The organism is Pseudomonas sp. Ga0074129 (assembly GCA_001465025.1).
Lineage (GTDB): Bacteria > Pseudomonadota > Gammaproteobacteria > Pseudomonadales > Pseudomonadaceae > Aquipseudomonas.
The window spans coordinates 17,445-27,711 of record LNDO01000061.1; the positions used below are offsets into that span (position 1 = coordinate 17,445).

General features: G+C 56.9%; 10 protein-coding genes. 7 read left to right on the forward strand and 3 right to left on the reverse strand.

Features of this window, described 5'->3' with window-relative positions:
* Nucleotides 1-22: 22 nt before the first annotated feature.
* Nucleotides 23-1,207 (forward strand): 4-phosphoerythronate dehydrogenase PdxB, encoded by a 1,185-nt coding sequence (gene pdxB, locus AUK77_RS06390; RefSeq protein ID WP_296127332.1) that lies wholly within the window; start codon nt 23-25, stop codon nt 1,205-1,207.
* A 40-nt stretch (nt 1,208-1,247) separates the two neighbouring features.
* On the opposite strand, the gene AUK77_RS06395 is transcribed toward pdxB, so the two are convergent.
* Nucleotides 1,248-1,409, reverse strand: a complete 162-nt coding sequence (locus AUK77_RS06395) for a PA1571 family protein (RefSeq protein WP_296127346.1) — start codon at nt 1,407-1,409, stop codon at nt 1,248-1,250.
* 153 nt (nt 1,410-1,562) lie between these two features.
* Between AUK77_RS06395 and AUK77_RS06400 the strand changes: the two genes are divergently transcribed.
* The 4 genes from AUK77_RS06400 (at nt 1,563) to AUK77_RS06415 (ending at nt 5,700) form a co-directional block, all read left to right on the forward strand.
* Nucleotides 1,563-2,678, forward strand: coding sequence for an ATP-NAD kinase family protein (locus AUK77_RS06400; protein ID WP_296127333.1), 1,116 nt, complete (start codon nt 1,563-1,565; stop codon nt 2,676-2,678).
* A gap of 24 nt (nt 2,679-2,702) precedes the next feature.
* Nucleotides 2,703-3,278: a DUF1287 domain-containing protein gene (locus AUK77_RS06405; RefSeq protein WP_296127334.1), complete on the forward strand. Its 576-nt coding sequence runs from the start codon at nt 2,703-2,705 to the stop codon at nt 3,276-3,278.
* A 13-nt stretch (nt 3,279-3,291) separates the two neighbouring features.
* Nucleotides 3,292-3,726 carry a thiol-disulfide oxidoreductase DCC family protein gene (locus AUK77_RS06410; RefSeq protein WP_296127335.1) on the forward strand — a complete coding sequence of 145 codons (435 nt, stop codon included), beginning with the start codon at nt 3,292-3,294 and terminating at the stop codon, nt 3,724-3,726.
* Between the two features lie 183 nt (nt 3,727-3,909).
* Complete coding sequence (locus AUK77_RS06415; RefSeq protein WP_296127337.1) at nt 3,910-5,700, forward strand: ABC transporter transmembrane domain-containing protein; 1,791 nt, start codon at nt 3,910-3,912, stop codon at nt 5,698-5,700.
* Between the two features lie 59 nt (nt 5,701-5,759).
* On the opposite strand, the gene AUK77_RS06420 is transcribed toward AUK77_RS06415, so the two are convergent.
* Complete coding sequence (locus AUK77_RS06420; protein WP_296127339.1) at nt 5,760-6,041, reverse strand: pyrimidine/purine nucleoside phosphorylase; 282 nt, start codon at nt 6,039-6,041, stop codon at nt 5,760-5,762.
* 90 nt (nt 6,042-6,131) lie between these two features.
* Nucleotides 6,132-6,683: an exonuclease domain-containing protein gene (locus AUK77_RS06425; protein WP_296127341.1), complete on the reverse strand. Its 552-nt coding sequence runs from the start codon at nt 6,681-6,683 to the stop codon at nt 6,132-6,134.
* 263 nt (nt 6,684-6,946) lie between these two features.
* On the opposite strand from AUK77_RS06425, the gene AUK77_RS06430 reads away from it, so the two are divergent.
* Together AUK77_RS06430 and AUK77_RS06435 are read left to right on the forward strand one after the other, a co-directional pair.
* A complete protein-coding gene (locus AUK77_RS06430) occupies nt 6,947-7,819 on the forward strand; it encodes an NAD(P)-dependent oxidoreductase (protein WP_296127343.1) in 873 nt (290 codons plus the stop codon).
* A 127-nt stretch (nt 7,820-7,946) separates the two neighbouring features.
* Nucleotides 7,947-10,160, forward strand: coding sequence for an EAL domain-containing protein (locus AUK77_RS06435; protein ID WP_296127345.1), 2,214 nt, complete (start codon nt 7,947-7,949; stop codon nt 10,158-10,160).
* Nucleotides 10,161-10,267 lie beyond the last annotated feature (107 nt).

The window sequence follows — 10,267 nt, forward strand, 5'->3', positions numbered from 1 at the left end:
GGCCTGATTTGTGGAGCCCCCCATGCAGATAGTTGCTGACGAAAACATTCCCCTGCTTGATGAGTTTTTTGCCGGTTTTGGCGAGATTCAGCGTTTGCCTGGCCGCAGCATTGACGCGGCGGCTGTGGCTAATGCCGACCTGTTGCTGGTGCGTTCGGTCACGCGGGTTGACCGTGCGTTGCTGGAAGGTTCGGCAGTGAAGTTTGTCGGCACCTGCACCATCGGCACCGATCATCTGGATCTCGATTATTTTCAGCAAATGGGCATTAGCTGGGCCAGTGCGCCGGGCTGCAATGCCCGTGGCGTGGTGGATTACGTGCTGGGTAGTCTGCTGGTGCTGGCTGAACAGCAGGGTGTCGACCTCGCGACGCGCACCTATGGTGTGATCGGTGCTGGCCAAGTGGGCAGCCGCTTAGTCAAGGTGCTGCGTGCATTGGGCTGGCAAGTGCGGGTTTGCGATCCGCTGCGTGAGGCGAGCGAGGGTGGCGATTTTGTCAGCCTGCAACAGGTGCTCGATGAATGCGATGTGATCAGCCTGCACACGCCACTGGAACGCTTGGGCGAATACCCGACGCATCATCTGTTTGATGCACAGCGCCTGGCCACGCTTAAACCCGGCAGTTGGCTGATCAACGCCAGCCGTGGAGCCGTGGTGGATAACCAGGCCTTACGCGCACTGTTGCCGACCCGTCTGGATTTGCAGGTAGTCCTTGATGTGTGGGAGGGCGAACCGCAGGCGGATGTTGAATTGGCGGCCCTGTGCCGCATCGCCACGCCGCATATTGCTGGCTACAGCCTGGACGGCAAGTTGCGCGGCACGGCGCAGATTTATCAGGCGCTTTGCCAACACCTGGGCGTTGCGCCCAACGTCGAACTGGCACAACTGATGCCTGCGCCCTGGCTGAGTGATCTGACTATCGATGGCAGTGCTGACCCCGCTTGGGCGTTGGCCACTATCTGCCGCGCGGTGTATGACCCACGCCGTGATGATGCGGATTTTCGCCGTAGCCTGCAGGGTGATGCCGCGACACGACGCGCAGCCTTTGACGGGCTGCGCAAACACTACCCGATGCGCCGGGAAATCGATGGTTTGGTGGTCGGCGTTAAAGGTGATGCACCCGGCTTGGTAAGCCTGGTGCAGGCGCTGGGTGCGAAGCTTAGGGGGGAGGTGGATGGCGCTTTATCCATCCACCACCTGCAGTCTTAATGGTGGATAAAAAAACGTCATCCATCCTAGAACGGCATGCTTACTCAGGCTGAGCGGCTTTGGCCTGAGCCTTTTCCAGCGCGTTACAGGCTTGCTGGATCATGTCTTCGGTGATTGGGATTTCGCGTCCTTGAGCGTCAATTACAAAACCACCAATGGGCATCGACTGTGGTTTTTGCAAATTCTGTTGTTGGCTGTGCATGGCTGACCTCCTTATGAATTAGCGCGATTCTAGGTAGGTTAGATGAAGGCACTATGACAATTAAGGCGGCATAAAAGCGCCGTCAGACACAGCGCACGATTGCTAGTGCAGGCGCTGTTTCAGGCCTGAATGGACTGTCTATAAGAGGGTGTTATGGGGCGTTTTCATATTGGCTTGATCATCAATCCGCTGGCCGGGTTGGGCGGTCCGGCCGGTTTTAAGGGCAGCGATGGCATGGCCGAACAGGCGCTGGCGCTTGGGGTTGAAGCCAAGTCGGCGCTGCGCACGCAAACCGCGCTAGAGCTATTGCTGCCGCTGCGCGAGCGTTTGCAATTCGTTACCTGCCCCGGTGCGATGGGTGCCGACTTGCTGGCTGAGATGGGTTTTGCGCATCAAGTGGTTGGTGAGTCGGCGGCTGGGCCAAGCAGCGCCCGTGATACGCAAAAAGCCGTTGAGTTACTGCAAGAGGCTGGCGTAGCCCTGATTCTGTTTGCTGGCGGCGATGGCACTGCACGTGATATCTGCGCTGCTGTGCGTGAAGGCCAGCCGGTGTTGGGTATTCCAGCTGGGGTCAAAATCCAGTCCGGCGTTTATGCCATCAGCCCGCGTGCGGCAGGTGAACTGACGGCACGGCTGGTTGAGGGCGGTCTGGTGCGTCTGAGCAGCGGTGAGGTGCGCGACATTGACGAGAACGCTCTGCGCGAAGGACGCGTAACGGCCCGCTGGTATGGCGAGCTGACAGTGCCGCAAGAGGGCGGCTACGTGCAGCAGGTCAAGCAAGGTGGCGTTGAGTCGGAAGAGTTGGTACTGAGCGATCTGGCCGATTGGCTGAACGACAGTTGGGAAGCCAATGTTCGCTATGTGTTCGGCCCCGGCTCGACCTTGCATGGCCTGGCGCAGAACCTTGGCTTGCAAACCACGTTGCTGGGTGTGGATGTGATCGAAAACGGGCAACTGTTGGCCAGTGATGTCAGCGAGGCTGAGCTGTTTGAATGGGTAGACGGCCATGCTGCACGCCTGCTGGTCACGGCGATTGGCGGGCAAGGCCACATCATCGGGCGCGGCAATCAGCAGATCAGCCCACGGGTATTGCGAGCCATTGGCCTGGAAAACCTGCGCGTTGTTGCCACCAAGCGCAAGCTTGCCACTTTGGAAGGTCGGCCGTTACTGGTGGACAGTGGCGATAGCGCACTGGACGATGCTTTCCCCGATGCGGTGCGCGTCTGGGCTGGTTATAAAGAAGAGCTGCTGTACCCAGTCAGTAGGTGACGGCGGCTTAACAAAGGAGGCCGTATGCGCTCACTACTGTTGTTCGCCTTGAGTGTGGTATTCAGCGCCCACGCTTGGGCTGTGCAAACCGACGCCTTGGTTGCCGCTGCTCGGGCGCAGGTGGGCGTCACCTTGGGTTACGACCCTGCCTATCGCCAGTTGAGTTATCCCAACGGCGACGTGCCGCTTCATACGGGGGTGTGTACAGATGTGGTGATCCGCGCCTTGCGCCAGCAGGGGCTGGATCTGCAACAAGCGGTGCATGAAGACATGCGCGCAGGCTTTCACCTGTATCCGAAAAACTGGGGGCTGAGCCGACCTGATCGCAACATCGATCACCGCCGCGCGCCAAATCTCAAGACCTGGTTCACCCGTCAAGGCTGGGCGCTAACATCTGCTGTAACGAGCAACGCTTTTAAACCTGGCGACATCGTCACTTGGAATCTGGGCGGCGGATTGGTGCATATCGGCATTATCAGCGACCAGCGCGCTGTTTCGGGTACGCCGCTGGTGTTGCACAACATCGGTCGCGGTACACAGGAGGAAGACATCCTCTTTGCCTATAGCATCACCGGGCATTACCGCATTCCACCGACCTGAGAGGGTATCGCCCATGTCACCGCACACTGCGCCACCTTTTATTCTGCCAAACGAGCGCGTGGTGCTGTTTGATGGGGTGTGCTCGCTGTGCAACGGCTGGGTGAAGTTTTTGATTCGTCACGACACGGCCCAACGCCTTCGTTTGGCAGCCGTGCAATCGGTTGAAGGGCAGGCACTCTTGAACTGGGCGGGTTTGCCTACTGGGCAATTCGACAGCCTGGTGTTGATCGAGAATGGTCAGCCGCTGCTGCGCTCGGATGCGGTGCTGCGCATTTTCGCCCTATTGCCTGGCCCATGGCGCTATCTGGCATGGTTGCGGGTGATGCCAAGGCGATTGCGTGATGCCTGCTACGCCCATGTGGCGCAAAATCGCTATGCCTGGTTCGGGCGCAATGACGCGTGCTTGCTGCCCCATGCCGATCATCAACGGCGTTTTTTGCATGGCTGAGTCTGTTATTGGCTCAGTTAGCCGGTAACAGAGACTGCCCGCCTTGATGTGACGGCATGCCGTCCCCACGTTGTACAGGGTATTACCCATCTTTATGCCATAGCCCGATGGCGGCTAGCCTGTCAGGCTGCTGTGGTCATGTGCTGCTGGCTAATCCAGCGTTAGCGCCTTTGCGGAGTTTTCATGCTTTCGATCCTGTCTTCCCGTCAACGCAATGCCCTGCGTATGGCTTGGCGCTTTATTTCGCCGTACCGCGGGCGTGTGTTTGGCGCTTTGCTGGCGCTGATGTTTACCGCCGCGATTACCTTGTCGATGGGGCAGGGCATCAAGTTGCTGGTCGATCAAGGCCTGGCGACGCAATCACCGGCGGCGTTGCAGCAGTCGATTGCGTTGTTTTTTGTGCTGGTACTGGCCCTGGCTGTCGGTACTTTTACCCGGTTTTATCTGGTGTCCTGGATTGGTGAGCGCTTTGTCGCCGATATCCGCAAGCGGGTATTCAACCACCTGATCGACCTGCACCCGGGGTTTTACGAGAGTAACCGCAGCTCGGAAATTCAATCACGCCTGACTGCCGACACCACATTGTTGCAATCGGTGATCGGCTCATCCCTCTCGATGGCGCTGCGCAATCTGATCATGCTGATTGGCGGCAGCGTCTTGCTGGTGGTGACCAACGCCAAGCTCAGCGGCATTGTGCTGATGGCCTTGCCGTTGGTGGTCGCGCCCATCCTGATTTTCGGTCGCCGGGTGCGCGCGCTGTCACGCCAGAGTCAAGACCGCGTGGCGGACGTGGGCAGTTATGTCGGCGAGGTGCTGGGGCAGATCAAAACCGTGCAGGCCTACAACCACCAAGACGAAGACAAGCGCCGCTTTGGCTTATCTGCCGAAGCCGCATTCGATACCGCGCGTCAGCGTATTGCCCAGCGCGCCTGGTTGATCACCGTGGTGATTGTGCTAGTGCTGGGGGCCGTTGGGGTGATGCTCTGGGTCGGCGGGATGGATGTCATCGCCGGGCGCATCACGGGCGGTGAATTGGCTGCGTTTGTCTTCTACAGCCTGATTGTCGGCTCGTCCTTTGGCACCCTGAGTGAAGTCATCGGTGAGCTGCAACGGGCAGCCGGTGCGGGTGAACGCATCGCTGAACTGCTGCAGGCACGCAATGCAATCACACCGCCTGTCTCTGATCGATTAACGCTTAGCCAGCCGGTGCAGGGCCGTATCGAATTACAGGGGCTGCGCTTTGCTTATCCATCGCGCCCTGAGCGTTTTGCCATCGACGGCATCGATTTGCAGGTGTCGGCAGGGGAAACCCTGGCTTTGGTGGGGCCGTCTGGGGCGGGTAAATCGACACTGTTTGATTTGCTGCTGCGCTTCTTCGACCCGCAGCAGGGGCGCATTCTGGTGGACGGTCAGCCGATCCAGCAGCTTGATCCACATGAACTGCGTCGCAGTTTTGCACTGGTTTCGCAGAACCCGGCGCTGTTCTTTGGCTCAGTGGAAGACAACATTCGTTACGGCAAAACCAACGCGAGCCTGGATGAAGTGATGGCCGCTGCCAAAATCGCCCATGCTCACGATTTCATCATGCAGCTACCGGACGGCTACCAGACGCACTTGGGTGATGCTGGCTTGGGCTTGTCCGGTGGGCAGCGTCAGCGCCTGGCCATTGCACGGGCCTTGTTGGTGGATGCGCCCATCTTGTTGCTGGATGAGGCCACCAGCGCGCTGGATGCCGAGAGCGAACACTTGATACAGCAAGCTCTGCCGCGATTGATGCAAGGGCGTACCACGCTGGTGATTGCCCACCGCCTGGCGACGGTTAAAAGTGCTGACCGTATTGCCGTGATTGAACACGGCAAATTGGCTGCCATCGGTACACACAGCGAACTGGTCGCGAGCAGCCCACTGTATGCGCGACTGGCTGAGTTGCAGTTCAATAACGATGACGCTGTGCGGGAGGCTTTGCCGGTTTGAGCGATGCACCGCTAATAAAAAACCGGCCATAAAGGCCGGTTTCTTGAGACGTTTGCTACTTAGCGGTATTCACACAGATAAGCGGTGTCAGCAGCCACTTTAAGTTGGAACTTGCTGTTGGCCGGTACGGTGAAATTGCTGCCACTGGTGAAGGTTTCCCAAGTGTCGCTGCCCGGCAGTTTGACGGTCAGGGCGCCAGCCACTACGTGCATGATTTCGAGCTGGCTGGTGCCAAACTCGTACTCGCCAGCGGCCATGACGCCAATGGTAGCCGGGCCTTCAGCCATGCCAAACGCGATGGATTTAACGGTGCCATCGAAGTATTCATTAACCTTGAACATCTGTGATTCCTCGAAAGGGTTGGAAAACCTGTTGCCCCGCAGGGCGACAACTAAAAAGGGCGGCCAGTATGCCCAAGGGTTTTTTCGCCGTCATCTGCTTTGCAACGGCAAAACCAGTGGTAACAGGCGTGCGGTATTGCGGGCATCGTTCAGGGCGCGATGCTGTTGGCCCTGAAACTGTAAGCCTGCCAAAGAAAGCGCCATTTTCAGGCCGACTTGGCGCGGCAGTTGGCGGGCGTTGGCAAAGTGTTTTTTCAAGTTGATGTGCTCAACCTGGTTTAGGTAATTATCCACGCCGAGGGCCGACACCTGCTGCTCGATTTGCCGCCGGTCATATTCACCCCAGCTTGCCCAGCCAGCCAGTTGCGCTGGATGCGCCTTCAGCCAGTGTTCGAACTGGGCCCACACGCTAGCCCACGGTGCGGCACTATCAATATCCGCCTGGTTGATGTGGGTTAGCTCACGGCAGAAGTGTGTCAGAAGCGGGCGACGAGTGGGTCGAACATAACGCTGGAAATGTTCGACCTCGTAACCTGACGCGTTCACCAACGCGGCACCGATTTCGATGATTTCCATCTCTTCCAATGGCCAGCCACCTTCATCAGTCGTGGCTTCCAAGTCGATCACTAACCAGTGCGGCATAAGCCCTCCTTTGCGTGCCGTGAGTATGAGATTTTGATGTGACGCAGGTAAAGCCGCTATTTATTAAGGCCTGTTGCTACTGCGCCGAGAGAAGGGATTAAATCATTTGCAGAGGCGTTTAATCAGACTCAAAACAGTTTTGCTTACGCGCTGTGCTGGCATCGATAGCAGGTGACGGTCATGCTTGGCGCAGAGCCTTAAATGCGCGCTGGTCGTGCGCGCAGGGCAGTGGACTAGAACGGTTTCAGTGACGAGGTATGAGCATGGCAAAGCTGGCGTTTATCGGGCTGGGTGTAATGGGTTATCCAATGGCCGGTCATCTGGCGCGGGCCGGGCATGAGGTCTGTGTATATAACCGTACGACCGTCAAAGCCGCTCAATGGGCCCGTGAGTTTGACGGCAGTCATGCGCCAAACCCACGCGAAGCCGCCCGCGACGCGGACTTCGTGATGGTTTGTGTCGGCAACGATGATGATTTGCGCAGTGTTGTACTGGGTGAGCAGGGCGCTTTGGCCGGGATGAAGCCCGGCGCAGTTCTGGTTGACCACACCACGGCCTCGGCGCAAGTCGCGCGTGAACTGGCTGAGCATGCGATTGCACTGGGGTTGGGCTTTCTCGATGCGCCGGTTTCCGGTGGCCAGGCCGGCGCTCAGAACGGCGCATTGACCATTATGGTGGGCGGTGAGGCGCATACTTACGCCCAGGCCGAACCGATTATCCAAGCGTACGCGCGCATGTCCCGGCTGATGGGGGCTGCCGGCAGTGGTCAACTGACCAAAATGGTCAATCAGATTTGTATCGCTGGCCTCGTGCAGGGCTTATCTGAAGCGCTGCATTTCGCCCAATGTGCCGGGCTTGATGCGCAGGGCGCGATGGAGGTGATCAGCAAAGGCGCCGCGCAGTCCTGGCAACTGGAAAATCGCCATAAAACGATGCTGGCAGGTGAGTTTGAACATGGTTTTGCGGTGGATTGGATGCGCAAAGACTTGTCGATACTGCTGACAGAAGCTCGCAGCAACGGTGCGCAGTTGCCGGTGACGGCATTGGTCGATCAATTTTATGCCGATGTGCAAAACATGGGCGGCGGGCGTTGGGACACCTCCAGCCTGCTAGCCCGCCTGCAAGGCCGTAAATGACCTGAAGCAACGTGCCATCTGTCTGCTGAGTTGCGTTGCGGCTGGTAATAAGCCGGCGAGGACTATACTCAGCACGAGACCCGTCAAGAGTCGGTTTCCCACTTTCTCAGACATTCGGTCAACACTCATGGACGGACAATTTGCGTTCAGTGAAGAACAGCACCCTGATGCCGCTGTTGAAGATGTCTGGCGGGTGCTGGCAGTTGATGACGATGGTGATTTTCAGCGTGCAACAGCCTCGGTGTTACGCGATATAGAGCTGCTCGGCGGTCGTGTTGAGTTGATTCAGGCGTTCAGTTGCAGCGAAGCCGAAAAACTTCTGGCCAATTACAAGGACATTGCCTTGGTAATGTTCGACGTGGTCATGGAAACCGAGGAAGCCGGCCTGCGGCTCATCAAATACCTGCGTGAAGAAATTGATAACAGCCACACGCGGGTTGTTTTGCTGACGGGTGACCCCGATATTTCCCCCGCGCCTGACGTCATGCGTGATTACGACATTAACGACTATTGGGCAAAAAGTGAGCTTAAGGCAGAGCGACTGCTGACGGTTTTGGCGGCAGCCGTGCGTGGTTATGCGCAATTGCGAGCGGTTGCGAAAGCAAGGCGTGGCTTGCAGAGAATCGTCGAGTCAAGTAACACCTTGTTCACCTGCAAGAACCTGCCTGAATTGGCCGGCCGAATATTGACTGAAATCGCTCAATTAATAAGTCAGCCTGTAGACGCGCTGGTGTGTATGCGGCGTGAAGATACGACTGTCAGTTCACCCATTGAAGCCGATGTGGTCGGGGCCAGTGGACGGTTTGGTCGCTACATCAATACAACGCTGTCCACTCTTGATGACTTGTCTGTAGTCAAAACGCTGCAGCAATGTTTTGCCACTCAGCTTACTCAGCGGTTGCCTAATGGCGCGGTGATGTTTTTTCCACGCCTGCAAGCCGGTGCCGATTACGCCTGCTATATCCGCTGTGAGCGTGGTTTGGATGATACGGAGTTGGAATTGTTGAACGTGTTCAGCACCAGCATCAGCCGCGGTTTGTTTAACGTCGCGATGTTTAGTCGCCTGGAAAATATGGCTTACCAGGATGACCTGCTGAAAATCCCTAACCGCAATGCCCTGATACGCACGCTGGACGTGACACTTCACTCACCTGCAAAAGCCAAGCAGGTGTTGATTGATATCGATAACTTTTCGGGTGCCAATACTGCGTTCGGGACCGGCTATGGCGACTTTATTCTCGGGCTAGTGGCAAAGAAACTCCGCGATGCGTTCAACAGCGAGGTGTTCGTGGCGCGTGTGCGCGATGACGTATTCGCCATTCTTGGCCCGCAGAAACGGGTTTGCGCAGCCGAAATAGTGGCACTTTTCCGCAAGCCCAAGCGGCCATACGAACTAGGTCAGGTGAATAGTCTAAGCAGCGTCACCATGCACTTGGATGATTTTAATGGTTCAGCTCGGGTGGCTTTGCAGGACGCCTTATTAACGCTCAAACAGGCCAAGCACTTAGGTCAGGACCAGCACAGTGTTTACGATCCCGGTCTGCAAAGTGCTCATGCCGAAGCTTATCGCTTGTTATTAGCCTTGCGTGATGCGGTAGAAGCAGGGCAGATCAGTGTTGAATTGCAGCCGCAGATTGATATGCGCTCCGGGCGCGTTACCGGAGTAGAAGCACTGGCACGATGGCGTAAGGCGGATGGCAGTATGGTTGCGCCGCTCAGTTTTATACCGCTGGCTGAAGCCACGGGTTACATCTTGCCTTTGGGTGATTTGCTCATGCGCCTGTCTTTGCGGGCGGCTAAAAAACTGGCTGATGCGGGCTATCCGCACATTCGTGTGGCGGTCAATGTGTCTGCGCCACAGTTGTTACAGCACGATTTTATTGAACGATTCAGTTCGCACCTGTTGATGACGGGCGTATTACCCACTCAGGTTGAAGTCGAAATCACTGAGTCGGTGGCGATGCGTTCTTTCGACACCGTGTGTGAGAAGTTGTCGGCGCTGCGTGCTATGGGTGTTGAGGTGGCCATTGATGATTTCGGAACGGGCTTCTCATCGCTGAGTTACTTGCAACTTTTACCGGCGGATCGGTTAAAGATAGATCGCAGCTTTGTCATGGAGATAGGGGCAACGAACGACCAGCAAATGATTGCTGAAGCCGTTATTCAGATTGCATCGCGTGTTGGAATGCAGGTGATCGCAGAAGGTGTTGAAACACAGCAACAGGCTGATTGGATGCTGCGCCATAGTTGTTGGCATGCGCAGGGCTATCTGTTCGCAAAACCTATGGAGTGTTCAGAGTTGTTAACGTGGCTGGGGGCGCTGGAAAAACGCTCAGCTTGAATTCAGGCCCTTAGGGAAACTCTGAAAAAGACTTCCTGATTTTGGCAAAATACCCGGATTCCACCCGCTGAGTTTTCCGATGAAGCAGATGACCTTCGCCGACGCCG

Coding starts and splice junctions, on each gene's coding strand:
- pdxB (WP_296127332.1), top strand. CDS start 23: ATGCAGATAGTTGCTGACGAAAACATTCCCCTGCTTGATGAGTTTTTT.
- AUK77_RS06395 (WP_296127346.1), bottom strand. CDS start 1,409: ATGCACAGCCAACAACAGAATTTGCAAAAACCACAGTCGATGCCCATT.
- AUK77_RS06400 (WP_296127333.1), top strand. CDS start 1,563: ATGGGGCGTTTTCATATTGGCTTGATCATCAATCCGCTGGCCGGGTTG.
- AUK77_RS06405 (WP_296127334.1), top strand. CDS start 2,703: ATGCGCTCACTACTGTTGTTCGCCTTGAGTGTGGTATTCAGCGCCCAC.
- AUK77_RS06410 (WP_296127335.1), top strand. CDS start 3,292: ATGTCACCGCACACTGCGCCACCTTTTATTCTGCCAAACGAGCGCGTG.
- AUK77_RS06415 (WP_296127337.1), top strand. CDS start 3,910: ATGCTTTCGATCCTGTCTTCCCGTCAACGCAATGCCCTGCGTATGGCT.
- AUK77_RS06420 (WP_296127339.1), bottom strand. CDS start 6,041: ATGTTCAAGGTTAATGAATACTTCGATGGCACCGTTAAATCCATCGCG.
- AUK77_RS06425 (WP_296127341.1), bottom strand. CDS start 6,683: ATGCCGCACTGGTTAGTGATCGACTTGGAAGCCACGACTGATGAAGGT.
- AUK77_RS06430 (WP_296127343.1), top strand. CDS start 6,947: ATGGCAAAGCTGGCGTTTATCGGGCTGGGTGTAATGGGTTATCCAATG.
- AUK77_RS06435 (WP_296127345.1), top strand. CDS start 7,947: ATGGACGGACAATTTGCGTTCAGTGAAGAACAGCACCCTGATGCCGCT.